Source organism: Demequina iriomotensis, from assembly GCF_000971395.1.
GTDB classification, from domain to species: domain Bacteria; phylum Actinomycetota; class Actinomycetes; order Actinomycetales; family Demequinaceae; genus Demequina; species Demequina iriomotensis.
Genome location: NZ_BBME01000009.1, coordinates 570,443 through 590,373, shown reverse-complemented (window position 1 = coordinate 590,373; position 19,931 = coordinate 570,443). Strand labels below are relative to the sequence as shown.

Below are 19,931 nucleotides of genomic sequence, written 5' to 3'. Positions count from 1 at the left end.
CGAGGCGCTAGCCGCGACCGGAGTAGTTCGGCGCCTCGACCGTGATCTGCACGTCGTGCGGGTGCGACTCCTTGAGCCCCGCCGGCGTGATGCGGACGAACTTGCCGCGCGCCTGCAGCTCGGGGATCGAGCGCGCACCGACGTAGAACATCGACTGCCCCAGGCCGCCGACCAGCTGGCGGACCACCGACGAGAGCGGTCCCTTGTAGGGCACGCGCCCCTCGATGCCCTCGGGGATGAGGTCGTCGTCGCTCGGGGCGTCGGCCTGGAAGTAGCGGTCCTTCGAGTACGAGACGCGTCCGCGGGACGCCATGGCGCCCATCGAGCCCATGCCACGGTAGCTCTTGAACTGCTTGCCGTTGACCAGCACCAGGTCGCCCGGGGTCTCCGCGCAGCCCGCGAACAGCGAGCCGAGCATGACGGACGATGCGCCGGCCACCAGGGCCTTCGCGATGTCGCCCGAGTACTGGAGGCCGCCGTCGGCGATGACGGGCACGCCCGAGGGGTGCGCCGCCTTCCATGCCTCGTAGACGGCGGTGACCTGGGGAACGCCCACGCCCGCGACCACGCGCGTGGTGCAGATCGAGCCGGGGCCCACGCCCACCTTGACCGCATCGACGCCCGCATCCACGAGCGCCTGGGCACCCTCGCGCGTCGCGACGTTGCCGCCGATGACCTGGACGTGCGCGGTCGCGGGGTCCGACTTGAGGCGCTGGATCATCTCGATCATCTTGCGCGCGTGGCCGTGCGCGGTGTCGACCACCAGCGCGTCCACGTCGGCGTCGACGAGCGCCGTCGCGCGCTCCCACGCGTCGCCGTAGAAGCCGACCGCGGCGGCCACCCGCAGGCGCCCCTCGGAGTCCTTGGTGGCGAGCGGGTACTTCTCGGTCTTGACGAAGTCCTTGACGGTGATGAGGCCCGTGAGACGGCCGTCGGCATCGACCAGGGGCAGCTTCTCGACGCGGTGCCTCGCGAGCAGCTCGGCCGCCTCGGCGTTGGACACGCCCTCGCGCGCCGTCACCAGCGGCATGGGCGTCATGTGGTCCTTGACCAGGTGCGACGCGAACTCGGCGGAGTTGACGAAGCGCAGGTCGCGGTTGGTGATGATGCCGAGCAGGCGCCGGTCCTCGTCGACCACGGGAAGGCCCGAGACGCGGTACTTCGCGCACAGCGCGTCGAGCTCCGCGAGGGTGACGTCCGGGCTCACGGTCACGGGGTCGGTGATCATGCCCGACTCGGAGCGCTTGACGATCTCGACCTGGTGGGCCTGGTCCTCGATCGACAGGTTGCGGTGCAGCACCCCGAGGCCGCCGAGGCGCGCGAGCGCGATGGCGAGCCGGGCCTCCGTGACGGTGTCCATCGCGGCGGAGAGCAGCGGGACGGCGACGGAGATGCCCTTGGTGAGCTGCGTGGTGGTGTCCACCTCGGACGGGATGACGTCGGACTCCCCCGGAAGGAGGAGGACGTCGTCGTAGGTCAGTCCGGTGAAGGCGAAGGGATCGTTCTCAAGCGGCGACATTGGCACATTCTAGGCCTCCGCCGGTAGGACTCAGAACCAGGCAAATCAGGACTTCCCAAGGTCTGATCACGGTGTTATGAATGGCGGTGAGGGGGTTGGTCGGCAGCAGCCACAAGCAGCATGCCGGCCATTTGCAGAGGACGACCATGATCGGCTCTGGGCGGCAATGGCGCCGCCCTTGGGGAGGGCCGGCGACAACCCTTAAGGGGGCGTGATGGAGGCCGTGGCGAAACTGCCCGCACCCACTCAGGATCAGTGGGAGTGGCAATACGAGGGTTCGTGCCGGGACGCGGACCCGGACTTGTTCTTCCACCCGGAGGGCGAACGAGGCGCGGCGCGTCGGCGCCGAGCCGAGGCCGCGAAGGAGTACTGCGCCGGCTGCCCCGTGCTCGACACATGCCGTGAGCGTTCGCTTCAGGCACGCGAGCCCTTCGGCGTCTGGGGAGGGCTGAGCGAGGACGAGCGCCACGCCATCCTCGCCGGTCGCCTCAAGCAGGCGAGCTAGACGCCGGGGAGGCGCCGCATCGTCCGTGAGGGACGATGCGGCGGGCGGCCCCCGGACGTGGTCGCACCCGGAGACGCGAACGGGCCCCGGGGCTGACGCCCCGGGGCCCGTCGCTGCGTGCGGTGCTTAGCCGACGATGGCGAGCAGGTCGCGCGCGGAGAGGATCAGGTACTCCTCGCCGGCGTACTTGACCTCGGTGCCGCCGTACTTGCTGTAGATCACCTTGTCGCCGACGTTGACGTCGACGGGGATACGGTTGCCGTTGTCGTCGATGCGACCCGGGCCGACCGCCACGACCTCGCCCTCCTGGGGCTTCTCCTTGGCGGTGTCAGGGATCACGAGGCCGGACGCCGTCGTGGTCTCGGCCGCAGCGGCCTTGACAACAACCTTGTCCTCCAGGGGCTTGATGGAGACCGACACTGCGGACCTCACCTTCCGTGCTCGAAGTATGTGTGGTGCGGATCCTCAGGACCGCCGTCGCGGGGGTCGATCCTGCATCCGCGCTCGTGAGAGCACCCTCAATCTAGCACTCACCCCAGGGGAGTGCTAATGCGCGCGAGCGTGTTCGCGGCGCGTGAAATGATCCGGGGATGGACCCCGTCACCGCGCGACTCACCGTGAGCGACGCCTGCCTCGCGCTCGCGTCGTCGCTCGGCGAGGTGGCGCCTCGCGACGCGCTGGCGGTGTCGGACCGGCTGCGTCGCGACGGCCACTCGCCCGCGCTCGTGGCGGCCGCGATGAGCCTCGCGGAGCTCCGCGGCGAGGCTCGCGCGCGCCTGGGCGACGCGGTCGACTCCATGGTCTTCCACCGGGCAGGGCTCGAGCAGGCGTCGCGCGCGACGGTCGCGCGGCTGCACGCCGCGCGCTTCGCGGAGGCGCACTGCCGCAAGGTCGCGGACCTCACCGCGGGCCTCGGGACCGATGCGATGGCGATCGCGCGCCGCGGGCTCGGCGTGGTCGCGTTCGAGGCGGACGAGGCGACCGCGATCCTCGCCGCGCACAACCTCGCACCGTGGCCGCTCGCGCGAGTGATCCACGGCGACTCGCTCGACGGGCTCTCCGACGTGCGCGTGGACGGGGTGTTCGCCGATCCCGCGCGCCGTAACGCACGCGGCCGCCGGCACGACCCGGGCGACTACTCGCCTCGGCTCGACGCGGTGCTGGACCTGCGCCGCACCGTCCGCGCGCTGGGCGTCAAGGCGGGACCGTCGCTCCCGCACGAGGCCATCCCCGCGGACATGGAGGCGCAGTGGGTCAGCGTCGACGGCGACGTGGTCGAGGTGGGGCTGTGGGCCGGCGACGCCGCGCACGGCACCGGCCATGCGGCTCTCGTGGTGCGCGGCGAGGACGCTCACGAGATCGCGGGCCCCACGGACCGCGCCTCCTCCGGGCCCCTGGGCGAGTGGATCCTCGAGCCGGACGGCGCCGTCATCCGCGCGGGGCTGGTCGGGGTGCTCGCCGAGGAGCTGGGCGCGCACCTGGTCGACCCGAGCATCGCCTACCTCACCTCCGACGCCGCCGTGAGCACGCCGTTCGCCCGCGCGTACCGCGTGCTCGAGCGCCTGCCGCTCGACGTCAAGGCGCTGGCCAAGGAGCTGCGCGCCCGGGACATCGGCACGGTCGACATCAAGAAGCGCGGGGTCGACCTCACCCCCGAGCAGCTGCGCCCGCGCCTCAAGCTCAAGGGCTCGCGGCGGGCGACCCTGGTGCTCACCCGGCTCGAGGGCCGGCACGCGGCACTGCTGGTCGAGCCCGCCTGACCGCCGCGGCCGGCGGCCGCCAGTCGCCCAATGTCCACCACTCGGTGGAGATTGGGCTAGCATCGTGCCTCACGACGCGCGACGGGCTCCCCCGCGGGAGAAGCCGAGCCCCGGCGATCCGGCGCGCGCATGCACGCCGCAACGACGCGAGGAGGACGACGATGTCATCACAGCTGCCCCCGGAAGGGACGCCCGGAGCTGAGGAGCACGAGACGGACGGGACGCCCGTGAGCGCGGATGCCGCCGACGCTCCCGCGCACGAGGAGACCGCCGTCGAGGAGACCGCCGTCGAGGAGACCGCCGTCGGCACGGCCCCCAAGCCGGGCCGCGCGAAGCGCATCCTCAAGGCGACCGGCCTGACGCTCGCGCTGCCCGGCGCCGCCGTGGTGGCCGGCAGCGGCTACGTCGCGGTCAAGTCGCTCACCGCCAGCCCGGACAACTCTCCCGAGCACGAGGCGTCGAAGGACGAGTACCTCGACGCGCTCGCGGGCACCACCTCGTCGGGCGAGGCGCCCAATGTGCTGCTGGTCTACTACGACGACCTCGGCTACGGGGACCTCGGCTTCATGGGAGAGACGCCCATCAAGACGCCGAACATCGACCGCCTGGCCGAGAACGGCGTGGTGCTGACGAACTACCACTCGCCGTCGGCCGTGTGCACGCCCTCGCGCGCGGCGATGCTCACGGGCCGCCTCGCGCCCCGCGCGGCGGTCCCGGACGTCCTGTTCCCCACCGACAGCCCGATCAGCGTGATGAACAGGATGAGCGGCTCGTTCGGCCTGACCCAGGCGGAGATCACCATCCCCGACGTGCTGCAGTCCTCCGGGTACCAGACCGGGATGATCGGCAAGTGGCACATCGGCGACACCGAGGGCTCGCTGCCGAACGACTTCGGCTTCGACAGCTTCCTCGGCTCGCGCTACTCGAACGACATGACGCCTTTCAAGATCTACCAGGACGACGAGGTCCTCCTCGAGACCGTCGACCAGACCGAGCTCGACGCGCTCTACACCGACGCGGCCGTCGACTTCGTGGCCGACGCCGCGGACAGCGACGACCCGTTCTTCCTCTACTTCGCCCACAACTTCCCGCACGAGCCGCTGTTCGCCGCCGAGGAGAACGAGGGTCGCTCGGACGCCGGCCTCTACGGCGACATCGTCGAGGGTCTCGACGACGGCATCGGCCGCATCGTCGACGAGCTCGAGGCGACCGGGCAGCTGGACAACACGATCATCATGATCACCAGCGACAACGGTCCTTGGTATCAGGGCGACGCGGGCGACCACCGCGGTCGCAAGGGTCTGATCAACGAGGGCGGCATGCTGGTCCCGTTCATGGTCCACTGGCCCGCCGGGCTCGAGGGCGGCCGCACGCTCGACACCATGACGATGGGCACGGACATCCTGCCGACCCTCCTCGACTGGCTGGACATCGACGCGCCCACCGACCGCGTGCTCGACGGTACCTCGATGGCGCCGCTGCTCGCCGGCACGAGCGAGCAGGTGGGCGAGCATTACTACTACTACGCGGGCAAGAAGCTCATCGCGGTGAGCGACGGCCGGTACAAGTACTACGCGAAGCACCCGTACCTCTACGGCACCAGCGACCTCACCTTCACCGTCGCGCAGCCGAAGGGCCCGTGGCTCTTCGACCTCGAGGCGGACCCGAGCGAGTCCTACGACGTGAGCGCGAAGCACCCCGAGATCGCCGAGCGGCTCAAGGCCGAGCTCGAGCGCCGCAACGCCGAGATGGCGGAGAACCCCCGGGGCTGGGTCTCCTGATCCGAGCAACATCGATGCGGCCGTCCACGGCGACGTGGGCGGCCGCATCCCCTCTCGCCACACCTCCGCCTCCGCCCCGATAGAATTGTCACCACATGTCCGATTCGCCCACACCCGATCACCCCGTCGTCGTCACCGTCCCGGGCCTCGACCCGCTCACGGCCGGTGGACGACGGCGGCTCCCCTTCACGGTCCTCGCGAAGCCGACCGGCGCCGCCTGCAACCTCGATTGCACGTACTGCTTCTTCCTCTCCAAGGAGCTGCTCTACGACGGCGACGGCCAGCGCATGACCGAGGCGGGCCTCGAGGCGTACCTCGCCAACCTCCTGCGCTCGCAGCCCGACGGCGAGGTCGAGATCGCGTGGCAGGGCGGCGAGCCGACCATGCGCGGGCTCCCCTTCTTCCGGCGCGCGGTCGCGCTCGCGGAGCAGCTCCGGCGCCCGGCCCAGACCGTCCGGCACACGCTGCAGACCAACGGCACCCTGCTGGACGATGCGTGGGGCGAGTTCCTCGCGCAGCACGGCTTCCTCATCGGCCTCAGCGTCGACGGTCCGGCGCACCTGCACGACGCCTACCGCGTCAACAAGGCGGGAAGGGCCACGCACGCGCAGGTGATGCGCGGGCTCTCGGTCCTGCAACGTCACGGCGTCGACTTCAACATCCTCTGCACCGTGCACGCGGCCAACCAGGGCCACGGCCTCGAGGTGTACCGCTACTTCCGCGACACCCTCGGCGCGCGCCACGTGCAGTTCATCCCGATCGTGGAGCGCGTCACCCGGGAGCAGCTCCCGATCGCGGAGCAGGGGTGGAAGGACGGCAACGGCACCCGCATCCTCTACCGCCAGGAGGGCGACGCGGTCACATCGCGGAGCGTGGATCCGGCTGCGTGGGGCGCGTTCCTCACCGCGATCTTCGACGAGTGGGCCGCCCACGACGTCGGCACCGTGTACGTGCAGCACTTCGACATCATGCTCGGCAACGCGCTCGGCCAGTACTCGATGTGCGTCCACGCCCCCGAGTGCGGCGGCGCGCTCGCCGTGGAGCACACGGGCGACGTCTACGCGTGCGACCACTACGTCGAGCCCGGGTACCTGCTCGGCAACGTCGCGGAGCGGTCGCTGCAGTCGATGCTCCAGTCGCCCGCGCAGCGCGCGTTCGGCGAGGCGAAGCGCTCCACCCTGCCGCAGCAGTGCCGGGAGTGCCCGGTGCGGTGGGCATGCCACGGAGGCTGCCCGAAGGACCGCTTCGACCGGACCGCGGACGGCGAGCCCGGGCTCAACCACCTGTGCGCGGGCTACCTCCGGTTCTTCTCGCACGCCGAGCCGACAATCCGGAGGATGGCCGAGGTCGTCGGGCCGACGCTCGGCTAGCCCGCCTGCCGCTCCTTGAGCAGCTTCGACACCATCTGCTGGCTGGTGCCCACCTCGCGCGCGATCGCGGTCTGCGACATGCCGGCCGCCGCGAGCGTCACGATGCGCGCCTTGTCCTCGCCTGTGAGCGTCCCGGCGCGCCGGGACGGGCCTCCGCGACGCCCGCTCATGATCGAGTCGACGCTCGCCTTCGAGATCCCGAGCGCCTCCGCCACGTCGAGGCGCCTCTCGCCGGACTCGACGCGACGGCGCACCTCGGCGACCTGCTCCTCGGTGATCCGTGCCATGGCGTCAGCCTAGAGACTCACGCGCCGGCCGCGAGCGACACGGCGAGCACCGCCATGACGATCGCGATCGCTCCGTCGAGCACGCGCCATGCCCCGGGCCGCGCGAGCACGCCCGACAGCAGGCGTGCGCCGTAGCCCAGGCCCGCGAACCAGAGGATGCTGCCCGTGATGGCGCCGGCGGCGAACATCCAGCGGGGGTCGTGGGTCGACGAGACCGTCCCGAGGAGCACCACGGTGTCGAGGTAGACGTGCGGGTTGAGCCACGTCAGCGCGAGGCAGGTCGCGGCGACGGCGCGCGCCGATGCGGCGGTCGGGACGGGCGCCTCGCCCGCCTCGAGCGTCTCGCCCTGAGGGCTCAGCGCCCGTCGCGCCGCGAGCACCGCGTACACGGCGAGGAACGCCGCGCCCGCCCATCGCGCCGCCGTGATGAGCCAGGGCACCGACGCGATCGCCGCACCCACCCCCGCGACTCCGGCCGCGATGAGCACCGCGTCCGAGAGCGCACAGATGAGCACGACCAGCCCGACGTGCTCGCGCCGCAGCCCTTGCCGCAGCACGAACACGTTCTGCGCGCCGATCGCGACGATGAGGGACAGCCCGAGGCCGAGTCCGGAGAGGTAGGTCACGGCGACACGCTATCCACCGGTTTTCCACAGCGCTACTCACAATTGTGAGTACTGCATTAGCGTTGCTTATATGAAGATCCCCGCCGACCTCGCGCATACGCTCGCGGTCGTGGTCGACGCGGGGTCCCTCGAGGCGGCCGCCGGCGAGCTGCACATCACGCAGTCGGCGGTGAGCCAGCGCCTCGCGACCCTCGAGCGGCTCGCCGGTCAGGTGCTCCTCATCCGCTCGCGGCCCGTCCGCGCGACGGAGCCCGGTGAGGCTGTGGTGAGGTACGGCCGCCAGGCGGCGCTGCTCGAGGCGGACGCGTCGCTCGCGCTCGGCCTCGCCGGCGAGCGGTCCGCGCCCCTGCCGATCGCCGTGAACGCGGACTCGCTCGCGACGTGGCTGCTCGCGCCGATCGCGGCGCTCGGCGCGTCGCTCGGCACGACGGTCCAGCTGCACCGCGAGGACGAGTCCTTCACCGCGGAGCTGCTCGCGCGCGGCTCGGTAGTCGCGGCGGTGACCACCCGAGCGGCGGCCGTGCCCGGCTGCACGGTGACCCCGCTCGGGCGGATGACCTACCGCGCGGTCGCGTCGCCCGCCTTCGCCGCGCGCTGGTTCCCCGACGGCGCCAGGGCCGATGCGCTCGCGCACGCGCCCGTGATCGACTTCGACCGCCGCGACGATCTCCAGAGCCGCTGGCTCGCCGTGCACGCCCCGTCCGCGGCTCCCCCGCGCTTCCAGGTGCCGTCCTCCACCGAGTTCGCGCAGGCGATCGCCCTCGGGCTCGGGTGGGGCCTCCTGCCTTCGGCGCAGCGCACGGGGCTCGACCTCGTCGAGCTCGGCGAGCCGACCCTCGCCGTCGCGCTCTACTGGCAGCAGTGGCGGGTGCACTCCTCCGACCTCGACGCCGTGGCCGAGGCGATCGCGGCGGCGGCGCGCGGGGCGCTCGAGCCGCTCAACCCTCGCTGACGGCGCACGCCGGGAACGGCTCCGCCCCCATGGCGACCGGCCATGCACCGCCCGGCGCGGCGTCGCCCACCAGCACATCCGCGAGGCCCGCGAGCGCGGCGCGCGACGCACCGTAGGTCGCGACGTACGCGTCGGCCCGAGACCCGAAGAGGCCCCACGGGTCGCCCAGCGACACCACCACGTCGGCCTCCGCGCGCACGCTCCCCGAGCCGACGAGCGCGATCGAGGTGCCGCGCTCGCCCACCTCGACCCCCGCCGCCTCGAGGTGCGCGGCGAGGGTGCGCCGCGCATCGTCCGTACCCGCCACGATGCGTGCGCGCCGCCCCACCAGGGGCGTCGTGCAGTCCCCCGTCGCGACCGTGATGCCGGCCGCGGCGAACGTCCTCGCGTAGGCCGCCGAGGCCGGGTCGCCGCCCAGGCCCTCGGACCATCGCATCAGCAGGATCGAGCGCGCTGCGGCCTCGTCGAGCCGCGCGCGGTCGAGCGAGCCGTCCTTCACGGCACGCACGATCGCCTCGGCCGCGGCGCCAGCGTTGCGCGGCATGAGGAGCACGTCGGCGCCGGCGGCCAACGCGTCGACGGCGGCCTCGCCGGAGTCCCGCGTCGCCGTCACGGCACCCATGTTGAGCGCATCCGTGACGATCACCCCGGTGAAGCCCAGTTCCTCGCGCAGGTGAGCGTAGGCCGCGGGCGCGAAGGTCGCCGCCTCGTCACCCCACTCGGGCACCACGATGTGCCCCATCATCACCACCGGCGCCCCCGCGTCGATCGCCCGCGCGAACGGCACCAGGTCGTTCTTCGCAAGGCGCGTGACGGACCGGTCCTGGACCGGCAGCCCGACGTGCGAGTCGACGGTGACGGAGCCGTGACCCGGGAAGTGCTTGATGACGGGCACCACGCCGCCGTCGAGATAGCCGTCGACCGCGACGGTGACGGTCGCGGCCACCTCCGACGGGTCGTCCCCCGCGCTGCGCGTGCGGATGATCGGGTCGGCGGTGCCGATGGTGACGTCGGCCACCGGCGCGTAGTCCACGTTGACGCCGAGCGCGCGCATGTCGGCCGCGGACGAGCGGTACGCCTCGGTCACCGCGTCCGGATCGGTGGCGGCGCCGGCCGCCATGAAGGCGGGCAGGCTCGGCACGGCGGAGGAGAGCCGCGAGACCACGCCGCCCTCCTCGTCGGCGGAGATCCACACCGGCCAGTCGCGGCCGTCAGCGCCGTCGAGGGCGTCGGCGAGCGCGGCGACCGCATCGTCGGACGGCGCCGCTCCGTCCATGAGGATCACGCCGCCGAGGTGGTGGCGGGTCACGCGATCGACCGCGACGTCGACGTCGGGCGTGTAGAGGTCGGTGACGACGACCTGGCCGGCGGCGTGCGCGAGCGGCAGCGCCCGCGCGGTCGCGAGCGCGTCCTCCCACGCCGCGACGCTGGGCCCCCACGCGAGCGTCTCGACGTCGACGGTCGCGACCGGGGCGGGGAGGGACGATGCGGTGACCGCCGGCACGGGAGCGTCCACCGGAGCGGGAGGCGTGGGCGAAGGCGTCCCCGCGCCGTCGCCGTCGGCCGCCGTGCAGGCGGCGAGGAGAAGCGCGGCGAGCACCCCCGCCGCGGCCCCGCGCATCAGACCGTGATGGTCGACAGCGGCATGGACGAGTCCACCCCGATGTCGAGGCGGCTGGGCGCCACGCCCGCCTCGACCACGGCCGAGCCGAGCGCCGCGATCATGGCGCCGTTGTCGGTGCAGTAGCGCAGCGGCGGGATGCGGACGTCGATGCCCGCCGCCTCGCCGCGCGCCTGCGCGAGCTCGCGCAGCTGGCTGTTGGCCGAGAAGCCCCCGCCGATCACCAGGGTCTCGACGTCGTGCTCGCGGCACGCGTTGAGGGTCTTCGTCACGAGCACATCGGCGACCGCCGCCGCGAAGCTCGCGCACACGTCCTCGATCGGGACCTCCTGGCCCGAGTCGCGACGGGCCTCGACCCAGCGCGCGACCGCGGTCTTGAGCCCCGAGAAGGAGAAGTCGTAGGCGTGCTTGGCCATGTCCTTGGGCTTGGACAGGCCGCGAGGGAAGGGAATCGCCTCGGGGTCGCCCTCGCGCGCGAGCCGGTCGACATGGGGGCCTCCCGGATACGGCAGGCCCAGCAGACGCCCCACCTTGTCGAAGGCCTCGCCCGCCGCATCGTCCAGCGTGTGGCCGAGCTCGGTCACCCGCGTCGCGATGTCGTCGACCATGAGCAGCGAGGTGTGCCCTCCCGACACGACCAGCGCCATGGTCCGGTCGGGGAAGCGGCCGTGGACCAGCTGGTCGACGGCGGCATGGCCGATGACGTGGTTGACGCCGTAGAGCGGCCGGCCGAGGCCGAGCGCGAGCGCCTTGGCCGCCGAGTTCCCGACCGTGAGCGAGCCGACGAGCCCGGGGCCCGCGGCGACGGCGACCGCATCGACCTGCGACAGCGTGCGGCCGGCGCGGCTCAGCGCCTCGTCGAGCGTGGGCAGCACGGCTTCGAGGTGGGCGCGCGAGGCGACCTCGGGGACGATGCCGCCGAAGCGTGCGTGCTCGTCCATGGAGGAGGCGACGACGTCGGCGAGCAGCTCGCCGTCCTCGACGAGCGCGACGCCCGTCTCATCGCAGGTGCTCTCGAGTCCCAGTACCAAAGCCACGGGTCAACTGTAGTCGCGGGCGCGGGCGGCGACGTCAGAGCGCCAGGAACGCCCGCAGACCCCGATCGACCTCCTCCATGAGGTGGGAGGGCAATCGCCCGGCGCCGGCTCCGAGCGCCTCACGATCGACGGTGGCGAGCGCGGTGACGTTGACGCACGAGTCCCTCGGCAGGCCCGTCGCGTCCGCCGGGAGGAAGACGTTGCCCGGCAGCTCCGCGAGCGCGGTGTTGCTCGTGATCGCCAGCACCGCGACCGTGCCGAGCCTCGAACGGTTGTACCCGTCCGCCTGAACCACGAGCACGGGCCGCCGGTGCGCGGGCGCGCTTCCGCGCGGCGGACCAAGGTCCGCCCACCTCACGTCACCGCGAGCGATCTCATGCGGTCCGGTCACCATCCTTCGTCCTCGAGCAGACGGCGGCCCGCGTCGCGTGCGAATCGGCTCGACTCGTCCTCGGCGAGAGCGACCCTTTCGAGGACGCTGTCGATGCGTGCGGTCACCGAGCTCGCATCGAGGTCGTGCAGATACCGCTGCGCGGCGATCGAGAGGAACTCGGAACGGCTCACGCCGAGCGCGGCCGCCCGCGCGGTGACGGCTTCGAACACCGGGTCGGGCAGGGAGATCGCGGTCTTCATGGCTCGAGTATCACCCGGTATCACCGCGACGTCCACGGGACGGGGACAGCTTCCTCCCAGGACCTCCGGCCGTCGCGAGCACGGCCCTTGCGGGCGCACAATTGTTGATATGACAACCGCGAACCTTCCCGAGTCCACCCTCGCTCCCTTCGCCCTGGACGCTCAGGCGCGCGCCGCGCTGTTCACCGCGGCCCGCTCCGCGATCGCCTTCGAGGACCGCCCGGTCGACGCGTCCACGGTGACCCGGGCCTGGGATCTCGCGAAGTTCGGCCCGACCAGCAACAACACTCAGCCGCTGCGCCTGGTGGTCGCTCGCTCGGAGGCCGCCCGCGCAGCCGTCCTCGACGCCGCGATGCCGTTCAACCGGCCCAAGCTCGAGCAGGCGCCGTTGCTCCTGGTCGCCGCCCACGACGACCGCTTCCACTCCCAGCACGAGATCTGGGCGCCCGGCATGCCCGAGCTCGCGGACCGCTTCGAGGCGAACCCCGAGATGCGCGGCGCCCTCGCCCACTCGGGCGCGATGCTCCAGCTGGGCTACCTCATCGTCGCGCTGCGCGCCGAGGGCCTCGCGCTGCGCCCGTACGGCGGATTCGACAAGGGCGCCCTCGATGACGCGCTGCTTCCCGAGGGCTGGCGCTCCGAGGTCCTCCTCGGCGTGGGCTGGCCCACCACCGGCGACGACCGGTCGGGCGACCGCCGCGGCCGGATCCCGGCGGAGCTGGGCGTCCGCGAGCTCTGACGCCCGGCCCACCCCCGGACGCGCCGGGACCCTCAGCTCTCCGAGTCGACGCCGGCCCCGGGTTCGTACCCGCGCAGCTGCACCCGCATGACCAGCGCGTCCACACCCTCGGGCTGGTAGTACTTCCGACGCACCCGCACGTCCTCGAACCCGTGCGCGCGATAGAGCCCGAGCGCCGGCTCGTTGTCGACCGCGACCTCGAGCCAGGCGTCGGCCACGCCCTCGGAGCGCGCCTCCCCGAGGAAGTCCTCGAGCAGCGCGCGCCCGAGCCCGCGTCCGCGCACGGCGGGCACGACGGCGAGGTTCATGAGGTGGAACGCGTCGCCGTCGTAGCCGTAGACCGCGTAGCCGACCAGCGCGCCATCGAGCTCCAGGCCGCGGTAGCGCGCGAAGCCGTAGAGGTAGTCATGCGTGATGAGCTCGCGCGACCACGCGGACGCGCCGAAGAGCTCGCGCTCGACGTCCGCCATCCACGGCAGGTCCGCCTCCGTGAGATCGCGGATCGCGATCACGCCCCGGGCACCCCGTGCACGTCGGGCCGGCGCAGGTAGAGCGGCTCCGTCGACAGGTCGGCGCCCTCCGCGCGCAGGCGATCCGCGACGCCCACGAGGAGTGCAGGATCCGGGTCGCCCTCGACCGCGTTCGGGAACGCATCCGGGTACAGGAGCGCGCCGCGGCCGAGCACGGCGCCCGCGACGGGCACGTCGCCGGGCGCCGACACCTCCGGGCCGGACACCCGGACCCCGTCACGGTAGGTCGCCCAGTAGACCTCCTTGCGACGCGCATCGGCCACCGCGGTGACCTCGCCGGGCGCCGCGGAGCCCAGCGCATCGAGCGAGCACACCCCCTCGACCGGGACGCCCCAGACGTGACCGAGCGTGCGCGCGGTCATCAGCCCCACGCGGAGGCCGGTGAACGGAGCGGGACCGGTGCCGACGACGATGCGCGTCACCTCCGCACCCGACACACCCGCCTCCCCCAGCACGGACTCGATCAGCCCGGACAGCAGCTCGGCGTGCCCCCGCGGGTTGAACTCGGAGCGGCGCGCGAGCACCTCCCCGGACGGCGAGACGAGGGCGACGGCGATGGCGGACGAGGTGTCGAGCGCGAGGATCACGGCACTAGCCTACGAGCGCGACGCCGGCCCAGCGGTCGCCGTGGGTGGTGAAGGTGACGGTGCGCAGGCCCTCGTCGGGACGCTCCATGTCGACCTCCCCGCCGTGCTCGCGGTCGATCATCACGTGCACGCGGTCCTGCGACAGCTGCTCGGCCTTGTCCTCGCCCCACTCGACCACGGTCACGGACGACTCGACGGTGGCGTCGAGGTCCAGGTCGTCGAGCTCGGCGAGCGAGTTGAGGCGGTACGCATCGACGTGGATGAGCGCGGGCCCGCCCACCTCGGACGGATGCGTCCGCGCGATGATGAACGTGGGGCTCGCGACGGGGCCGCGCACGCCGAGCGCCGCGCCGAGGCCCTGCGTGAAGGTGGTCTTCCCCGCGCCCAGGTCGCCCGACAGGATCACCACGTCGCCGGGCCGGAGCGCCGGCGCGAGCACGTCGCGCGCCAGGGCGCGCATGGCGTCGCCGTCGGCGACGGTGAAGGTGGACGATGCGGTCATGGGCGCTGCTTCTCCTTCAGGCCGCCGAAGCGGCAGACGATCTCGTAGTCGATGGTGCCCGCCGCCTCGGCCCAGTCGCGCGCCGAGGGCCCGTCGGCGCCGATGAGCACCACCTGGTCGCCCGCACGCTCCGTCGCGTCGGGCCCCAGGTCGAGCACCACCTGGTCCATGCAGACGCGGCCCACGATGCGCAGCGCGCGCCCGCCGACGGCGACCGGGCCGCGCCCGTTCCCGGCGGAACGGAAGATTCCGTCCGAGTAGCCGGCCGTCACCAGACCGAGCCGGGTGTCGCGGGGGGTCGTGTACTCGTGGCCGTAGCTCACGCCCTCGCCCGCCGGCACGTCCTTCACCAGGGCGAGCGAGGCCGTGACCCGCATCGCGGGCTCGAGGCCCCAGTCGCCGCCGCCCCCGTCGGGCACGGGCGGCAGGCCGTAGACCGCGATGCCGGGACGGACCAGGTCGAAGTGCAGGTCGGGGCAGGTGAGCGTCGCGGCGGAGTTCGCGAGGTGGCGCACCTCGAGCGCGATCCCGCGCTCCTCGATCACCACGAGCGCCTCCCGGAACACGGCGGCCTGGCGGTCGATGGTCGGGTCGCCCGGACGGTCCGCCCACGCGAGGTGCGACCACGCGCCCACGACCTCGACCGCATCGTCCGCCGCGAGCGCGGCGTCCAGCAGCGCGGGCAGCGCCTCCGGCCGCACGCCCTCGCGCGACAGCCCCGTGTCGATCGCGATGTGCACGCGCGCGCGCTCGCCCGACATGCGCGCGGCGGCGACGATGGTGTCGAGCACCGGCAGCGACGATGCGCTGAGGTCCACCCCCGCGCGGATGAGCCCGCGCGCGGGGAGCTCGGGCCCGTAGAGCCAGCACAGCACGCGGCCGGTGTCGCCGGCGGCTCGCAGGGCGAGCGCCTCGTCCGGCTGGGCGACGCCGAGCCAGGTCGCGCCGCCCTCGCGCGCCGCGGCGGCGGCGTCCACGAGGCCGTGGCCGTACGCATCGGCCTTCACCACCGCCATGACGGCGGCGCCGGGCGCCATCCCGGCCAGCCGGGACACGTTGCGCGCGATCGCGGCGTAGTCCACCGACACCTCGAGACGCGACATCAGCCCTCCCCGATCACCACGGCGGAGGCGATCCCCGCATCGTGCGACAGCGACACATGAAGCGAGGTCATCCCGAGCGCCGCGACACGCGCGGCGACCGTTCCCGACACCTCGAGCACGGGAGCTCCTCCCGCGCCGCGCAGCACCTCGCAGTCCTGCCAGCTCAACCCGCTGGGAGCCCCGAGCGCCTTCGCGAGCGCCTCCTTGGCCGCCCAGTTCGCGGCGAGGCTCGCGTGCCCGAGGTGACGCTCGGCGGGCGTGAAGACCCGGTCGAGGAATCCGGGGGAACGCTCGAGCGCGTCCTCGAACCGGGAGATCTCGACCACGTCGATGCCGAGGCCCAGGATGGCCACGGCTACTCCACCGTGACGGACTTGGCGAGGTTGCGCGGCTGGTCGACGTCGTAGCCCTTGGCCGAGGCCAGCTCGAGCGCGAACAGCTGCAGCGGCACCACCGACAGCAGCGGGCGCATGAGCACCGGCGCGGCGGGCACGTAGAACACTTGCTCCGCGTAGTTTGCCGCCTCGGTGTCGCCCTCCTCCGCGATGACGAACGTGCGCGCGCCGCGCGCGCGGACCTCCTGCACGTTGGAGATCACCTTGGAGTGGAGGGCCTCGTATCCGCGCGGGCTGGGCAGCACCACGAACACCGGCAGCCCTTCCTCGACCAGCGCGATGGGGCCGTGCTTGAGCTCGCCGGCCGCGAAGCCCTCGGCGTGGATGTACGCGAGCTCCTTGAGCTTGAGCGCGCCCTCGAGCGCGACGGGGAAGCCCACGTGGCGGCCCAGGAACAGCACCGTCTGCTCGGACGCGAGCGTGCGCGCGACCTCGCGGATGGGCTCCGACGCGTCGAGCACGCGCTGGATCTTCGCGGGGATCGCGTCAAGCTGCTCGAGCAGCGCCTGGATCTCGTCGGGGAACTTGTTGCCCCGCAGCTCCGCGAGGTAGATGCCCAGCAGGTAGCCCGCCGTGATCTGGGCCAGGAACGCCTTGGTGGACGCCACTGCGATCTCGGGCCCGGCGCGCGTGTAGAGCACCGCATCGGCCTCGCGCGCGATGGTCGAGCCCTGCGCGTTGACGATGCCGATAACCGTCGCGCCCTGCTGCTGCGCGTGGCGCACGGCCATGATGGTGTCCATGGTCTCGCCGGACTGGCTGATGGCGACCACGAGCGTCTTGATCGACACGATGGGGTCGCGATAGCGGAACTCGTGCGCGAGCTCGACCTCGACGGGGATCCGCGTCCAGTGCTCGATGGCGTAGCGCGCCGTGAGCCCGGCGTACGACGCCGTGCCGCACGCCACGATGATGATCTTGTCGATGGACTTGAGCACGTACTCGTCGATCATGCCGCCGTCGAGCTGGAGCCGGCCCTTCTCGTCGATCCGACCGCGCAGGGTGTCCGCGACCGCCGTCGGCTGGTCGTGGATCTCCTTCTCCATGAAGGTCGGGAACCCGCCCTTCTGAGCCGCCGAGGCGTCCCAGTCGACGTGGTACGGCTCGCGCTCGACCACGAGGCCCGCGGTGTCGGTGATGGTGACGCGGTCGGGCGTGATCTCCACCACCTCGTCCTGATGCAGCTCGAGAGCCGTCCGCGTGTGCTCGATGAACGCGACCACGTCGGAGCCGAGGAAGTTCTCGCCGTCGCCCAGGCCGATCACGAGCGGGCTGTTGCGACGCGCGCCCACCACCGTGCGGGGCTCGTGCGAGTCGACCGCGAGCAGCGTGAACGCGCCCTCGAGGCGGCGCGTGATCGTGCGCATCGCGTCGGCGAGCGAGCGACCCGCGAGCACCTCGCGCGCCAGGAGGTGGCCCGCGACCTCGGTGTCCGTCTCGGACAGGAACTCGACGCCCTCGGCCGCGAGCTCGGCGCGGAGCGCGGAGAAGTTCTCGATGATCCCGTTGTGGATGATCGCGATGCGCCCCCCGGCGGCCAGGTGCGGGTGCGCGTTCGCGTCCGTGGGCGCGCCGTGGGTCGCCCAGCGCGTGTGGCCGATCGCCGCGGTGCCGTCCGCGACGGGACGCTGCGCGAGCTCCTTCTCGAGGTTGACCAGCTTGCCCGACTTCTTGCGCATGCCGACGTGCTCGGGGTCCGCGGTCACCACGGCGACCCCGGCGGAGTCGTAGCCCCGGTACTCGAGCCTCGCGAGACCCGACATCACCACGCCCTGGGGACGCGCATCGGGCGCGCCCGAGCCCACATAGCCGACGATTCCACACATGCCCCCGAGTCTAGATGCCGCCCGTGCGCGCGCCCTCCGCGGGCGCGAGCGCGCCCCGCGCATCGTCCGGCCGGGACGATGCGCCACAATGGGCGGGTGAACGAGGCGCGACGGTCCGACGCGGGCACCCCGTACGTCACCCTGGCGCGCGACGAGTGGGCGGCGCTCGCCGATGCGACGCCGCTCCCGCTGACCGAGGCCGACATCGCGGCGGTCCGGGGCCTGGGCGATCCCATCGACATCGCCGAGGTCGACCGCATCTACCGACCGCTGTCGCGCCTGCTCGACCTCTACTCGGGCGCGACGGGCCTGCTGCACAGCGCGACCAGCCGGTTCCTGGGCGAGCGCGCGTCCCGCACCCCGTTCGTCATCGGCGTCGCGGGGTCCGTCGCGGTCGGCAAGTCGACCACGGCCCGCCTGCTGCGCGAGCTCATGGCGCGCTGGCCGTCCTCGCCGCACGTCGCGCTGCTCACCACGGACGGGTTCCTCTACCCGAACGCCGTGCTCGCGGAGCGGGACCTCATGGCGCGCAAGGGCTTCCCGGAGTCCTATGACAGGCGCGCGCTGCGCGACTTCATCCTCAAGGTGAAGTCCGGTGCGCCCGAGGTCCGTGCGCCGGTGTACTCGCACCAGGTGTACGACATCGTCCCCGACCAGGAGGTCGTGGTCCGCCAGCCCGACATCCTCATCGTCGAGGGGCTGAACGTGCTGCAGACCTCGCAGACGCGCGAGCCCGGCGCCTCGCAGCTCGCGGTGAGCGACTTCTTCGACGTGTCCATCTACGTCGACGCGCACCCCGAGGACATCCGCCGGTGGTACATCGAGCGCTTCCTCGCGCTGCGCGAGTCCGCCTTCGCGAGGCCCGACTCGTACTTCCGCTCGTACTCGACGCTCACCGACGCCCAGGCGACCGACGTGGCGGGCCAGATCTGGGACACGGTCAACGCGCCCAACCTCGCGCGCAACATCGCGCCCACGCGCTCACGCGCGACGATCATCCTCAACAAGGGCCCGGACCACCGCGTCGAGTCGGTGCGCCTGCGCAAGCTCTGACCCTCCCCGCCCGCCGGACACCGTCACCGGAGCCCGCCGGACGCTGTCATCGGAGCCCGCCGGACGCTGTCACCGGAGCCCGCCGGACGCTGTCACCGGAGCCCGCCGGACAGTAGCAACGGATCTCGGCGCGACACGCCGGGAACGAGGCCCCGGCGCGGCCTTCTCGCCCGCGAGTCGGGATCGATTCCGTTGCCACTGTCAGGGAGGGGAGGGGGCGGGCCGCCTCCCCGCCTGGCTCAGTCCCCGTCGCCGGGCCCCGCACCCGCCTGGCCCTGCCGGCGCTCGCGCCGCGGCGGGCGCACCTGAAGCTCCCCGGTCACCAGCCGTTCCTCGATCTGCGCGGACAGGTCGGGCATCTCCGGCTCCGCGAAGCCGAGCCGCTGGAGGATCTTGTCGATGAGGATGCCGAGGACGATGCCGCCGACCACGCCGACCGCGATCGACACGAGCAGGTTCTCGAAGATCGACCCCGCCCAGATCCCCAGCGCGGTGCCGTACGTCGCCCAGATCGCGACCGCGACGGCGTCGACGATCATGAACCACTGGCGCGGGTACCCGAGGGCGCCCGCCGTGAGGTTGACCGCGACGCGTCCCATGGGGATGAAGCGCGCCGCGATGATGAACGTGGTGCCGCGGCGCTCAAGGGTGGACTCGGCCCAGTCGAGCGTCTTGCGCACGCCGGAGCGCGCGAAGAACGGGTGCTTGCGGACGTCGAACTTGGAACCCACCAGGTACGCGAGCTGGTCGCCGCACCACGCGCCCACCGCGGCGAAGATCCAGATCAGCCAGACCCAGGGCGTGCCCGTCTGCTTCCAGGCGGTGGCGGTGGCGATCACCACGGACTCCGACGGCACCACGGGGAAGACCCCGTCGACGAGCGACAGCAGGAGCACGCTCGGATAGATCCACAGCGACTCCATCAGCGACTCGACCCAGATCTCGAGTTCATGGGACCAGTCGGTCAGCAGGTGCCAGAGGTCGTTCACGCGGCCAGTCTTCCAGGTGCGCGCCACCGCGGCGATGGGGGGACCACCTGATCCGACGCCGCCGCGAGGATGACCCGCCGGTCTCCCCGCCACCTCCCGGACAGCAGCAACGGATC

The 19,931-nt window shown here is 72.5% G+C and carries 22 protein-coding genes; 7 read left to right on the top strand and 15 right to left on the bottom strand.

Annotation, left to right across the window (positions count from 1 at the left end):
* Positions 1-7: 7 nt before the first annotated feature.
* Positions 8-1,519, bottom strand: a complete 1,512-nt coding sequence (guaB, locus tag AOM09_RS02870) for an IMP dehydrogenase (RefSeq protein ID WP_062383977.1) — start codon at positions 1,517-1,519, stop codon at positions 8-10.
* Between the two features lie 214 nt (positions 1,520-1,733).
* Here guaB and AOM09_RS02865 point away from each other — a divergent pair, with 214 nt between their 5' ends.
* Positions 1,734-2,024 carry a WhiB family transcriptional regulator gene (locus tag AOM09_RS02865; protein ID WP_062383974.1) on the top strand — a complete coding sequence of 97 codons (291 nt, stop codon included), beginning with the start codon at positions 1,734-1,736 and terminating at the stop codon, positions 2,022-2,024.
* Positions 2,025-2,150: 126 nt separating this feature from the next.
* Here AOM09_RS02865 and groES read toward each other — a convergent pair whose 3' ends face one another.
* Positions 2,151-2,444 carry a co-chaperone GroES gene (groES, locus tag AOM09_RS02860; RefSeq protein WP_062303388.1) on the bottom strand — a complete coding sequence of 98 codons (294 nt, stop codon included), beginning with the start codon at positions 2,442-2,444 and terminating at the stop codon, positions 2,151-2,153.
* Between the two features lie 170 nt (positions 2,445-2,614).
* Between groES and AOM09_RS02855 the strand changes: the two genes are divergently transcribed.
* The 3 genes from AOM09_RS02855 (at position 2,615) to AOM09_RS02845 (ending at position 6,935) form a co-directional block, all read left to right on the top strand.
* Positions 2,615-3,784: a THUMP-like domain-containing protein gene (locus AOM09_RS02855; RefSeq protein WP_062383971.1), complete on the top strand. Its 1,170-nt coding sequence runs from the start codon at positions 2,615-2,617 to the stop codon at positions 3,782-3,784.
* Between the two features lie 161 nt (positions 3,785-3,945).
* Positions 3,946-5,565, top strand: coding sequence for a sulfatase-like hydrolase/transferase (locus tag AOM09_RS02850; protein WP_082098754.1), 1,620 nt, complete (start codon positions 3,946-3,948; stop codon positions 5,563-5,565).
* Positions 5,566-5,660: 95 nt separating this feature from the next.
* A complete protein-coding gene (locus AOM09_RS02845) occupies positions 5,661-6,935 on the top strand; it encodes an anaerobic sulfatase maturase (RefSeq protein WP_082098753.1) in 1,275 nt (424 codons plus the stop codon).
* Here AOM09_RS02845 and AOM09_RS02840 read toward each other — a convergent pair.
* Complete coding sequence (locus AOM09_RS02840) at positions 6,932-7,222, bottom strand: helix-turn-helix domain-containing protein (RefSeq protein WP_062383964.1); 291 nt, start codon at positions 7,220-7,222, stop codon at positions 6,932-6,934. The two genes, AOM09_RS02845 and AOM09_RS02840, sit on opposite strands and share 4 nt — an antisense overlap.
* A 17-nt stretch (positions 7,223-7,239) precedes the next feature.
* Positions 7,240-7,848: a LysE/ArgO family amino acid transporter gene (locus AOM09_RS02835; protein WP_062383962.1), complete on the bottom strand. Its 609-nt coding sequence runs from the start codon at positions 7,846-7,848 to the stop codon at positions 7,240-7,242.
* 70 nt (positions 7,849-7,918) lie between these two features.
* Here AOM09_RS02835 and AOM09_RS02830 point away from each other — a divergent pair, with 70 nt between their 5' ends.
* A complete protein-coding gene (locus AOM09_RS02830; protein WP_062383959.1) occupies positions 7,919-8,800 on the top strand; it encodes an ArgP/LysG family DNA-binding transcriptional regulator in 882 nt (293 codons plus the stop codon).
* Here AOM09_RS02830 and AOM09_RS02825 read toward each other — a convergent pair.
* From AOM09_RS02825 to AOM09_RS02810, 4 genes are read right to left on the bottom strand one after another with little or no spacing between them, the layout of a single operon-like run.
* Positions 8,787-10,421 (bottom strand): glycoside hydrolase family 3 N-terminal domain-containing protein, encoded by a 1,635-nt coding sequence (locus AOM09_RS02825; RefSeq protein WP_062383956.1) that lies wholly within the window; start codon positions 10,419-10,421, stop codon positions 8,787-8,789. The genes AOM09_RS02830 and AOM09_RS02825 overlap by 14 nt on opposite strands.
* Positions 10,421-11,458 carry a tRNA (adenosine(37)-N6)-threonylcarbamoyltransferase complex transferase subunit TsaD gene (tsaD, locus tag AOM09_RS02820; RefSeq protein ID WP_062383953.1) on the bottom strand — a complete coding sequence of 346 codons (1,038 nt, stop codon included), beginning with the start codon at positions 11,456-11,458 and terminating at the stop codon, positions 10,421-10,423. The genes AOM09_RS02825 and tsaD overlap by 1 nt, the downstream gene beginning before the upstream one ends.
* A 34-nt stretch (positions 11,459-11,492) precedes the next feature.
* Positions 11,493-11,852, bottom strand: a complete 360-nt coding sequence (locus AOM09_RS02815) for a type II toxin-antitoxin system PemK/MazF family toxin (RefSeq protein WP_062383950.1) — start codon at positions 11,850-11,852, stop codon at positions 11,493-11,495.
* The gene (locus tag AOM09_RS02810; RefSeq protein ID WP_062383947.1) at positions 11,846-12,091 is read right to left on the bottom strand and encodes a ribbon-helix-helix protein, CopG family; all 246 of its coding nucleotides are present in this window, start codon (positions 12,089-12,091) and stop codon (positions 11,846-11,848) included. The genes AOM09_RS02815 and AOM09_RS02810 overlap by 7 nt, the downstream gene beginning before the upstream one ends.
* Positions 12,092-12,200: 109 nt before the next feature.
* On the opposite strand from AOM09_RS02810, the gene AOM09_RS02805 reads away from it, so the two are divergent.
* Positions 12,201-12,830 (top strand): malonic semialdehyde reductase, encoded by a 630-nt coding sequence (locus AOM09_RS02805; protein WP_062383944.1) that lies wholly within the window; start codon positions 12,201-12,203, stop codon positions 12,828-12,830.
* A 32-nt stretch (positions 12,831-12,862) separates the two neighbouring features.
* Here the strand turns inward: AOM09_RS02805 and rimI are convergent, their stop codons facing one another.
* From rimI to glmS, 6 genes are read right to left on the bottom strand one after another with little or no spacing between them, the layout of a single operon-like run.
* The gene (rimI, locus tag AOM09_RS02800) at positions 12,863-13,342 is read right to left on the bottom strand and encodes a ribosomal protein S18-alanine N-acetyltransferase (protein ID WP_062383941.1); all 480 of its coding nucleotides are present in this window, start codon (positions 13,340-13,342) and stop codon (positions 12,863-12,865) included.
* Positions 13,339-13,947 (bottom strand): tRNA (adenosine(37)-N6)-threonylcarbamoyltransferase complex dimerization subunit type 1 TsaB, encoded by a 609-nt coding sequence (gene tsaB / locus AOM09_RS02795; protein WP_062383938.1) that lies wholly within the window; start codon positions 13,945-13,947, stop codon positions 13,339-13,341. The genes rimI and tsaB overlap by 4 nt, the downstream gene beginning before the upstream one ends.
* A gap of 4 nt (positions 13,948-13,951) precedes the next feature.
* Complete coding sequence (gene tsaE / locus AOM09_RS02790) at positions 13,952-14,449, bottom strand: tRNA (adenosine(37)-N6)-threonylcarbamoyltransferase complex ATPase subunit type 1 TsaE (RefSeq protein ID WP_062383935.1); 498 nt, start codon at positions 14,447-14,449, stop codon at positions 13,952-13,954.
* Entirely contained in the window at positions 14,446-15,552 is a 1,107-nt protein-coding gene (gene alr, locus AOM09_RS02785; RefSeq protein WP_062383932.1) for an alanine racemase, read from the bottom strand. The genes tsaE and alr overlap by 4 nt, the downstream gene beginning before the upstream one ends.
* Positions 15,552-15,905, bottom strand: a complete 354-nt coding sequence (locus AOM09_RS02780; protein WP_062383930.1) for a holo-ACP synthase — start codon at positions 15,903-15,905, stop codon at positions 15,552-15,554. Before AOM09_RS02780 ends, alr begins: the two co-directional genes overlap by 1 nt.
* A gap of 2 nt (positions 15,906-15,907) precedes the next feature.
* The gene (glmS, locus tag AOM09_RS02775) at positions 15,908-17,773 is read right to left on the bottom strand and encodes a glutamine--fructose-6-phosphate transaminase (isomerizing) (protein ID WP_062383926.1); all 1,866 of its coding nucleotides are present in this window, start codon (positions 17,771-17,773) and stop codon (positions 15,908-15,910) included.
* A 78-nt stretch (positions 17,774-17,851) separates the two neighbouring features.
* On the opposite strand from glmS, the gene coaA reads away from it, so the two are divergent.
* Positions 17,852-18,826, top strand: a complete 975-nt coding sequence (gene coaA, locus AOM09_RS02770) for a type I pantothenate kinase (RefSeq protein ID WP_062383923.1) — start codon at positions 17,852-17,854, stop codon at positions 18,824-18,826.
* Positions 18,827-19,065: 239 nt separating this feature from the next.
* Here the strand turns inward: coaA and AOM09_RS02765 are convergent, their stop codons facing one another.
* Complete coding sequence (locus AOM09_RS02765) at positions 19,066-19,815, bottom strand: DedA family protein (RefSeq protein WP_062383920.1); 750 nt, start codon at positions 19,813-19,815, stop codon at positions 19,066-19,068.
* Positions 19,816-19,931 lie beyond the last annotated feature (116 nt).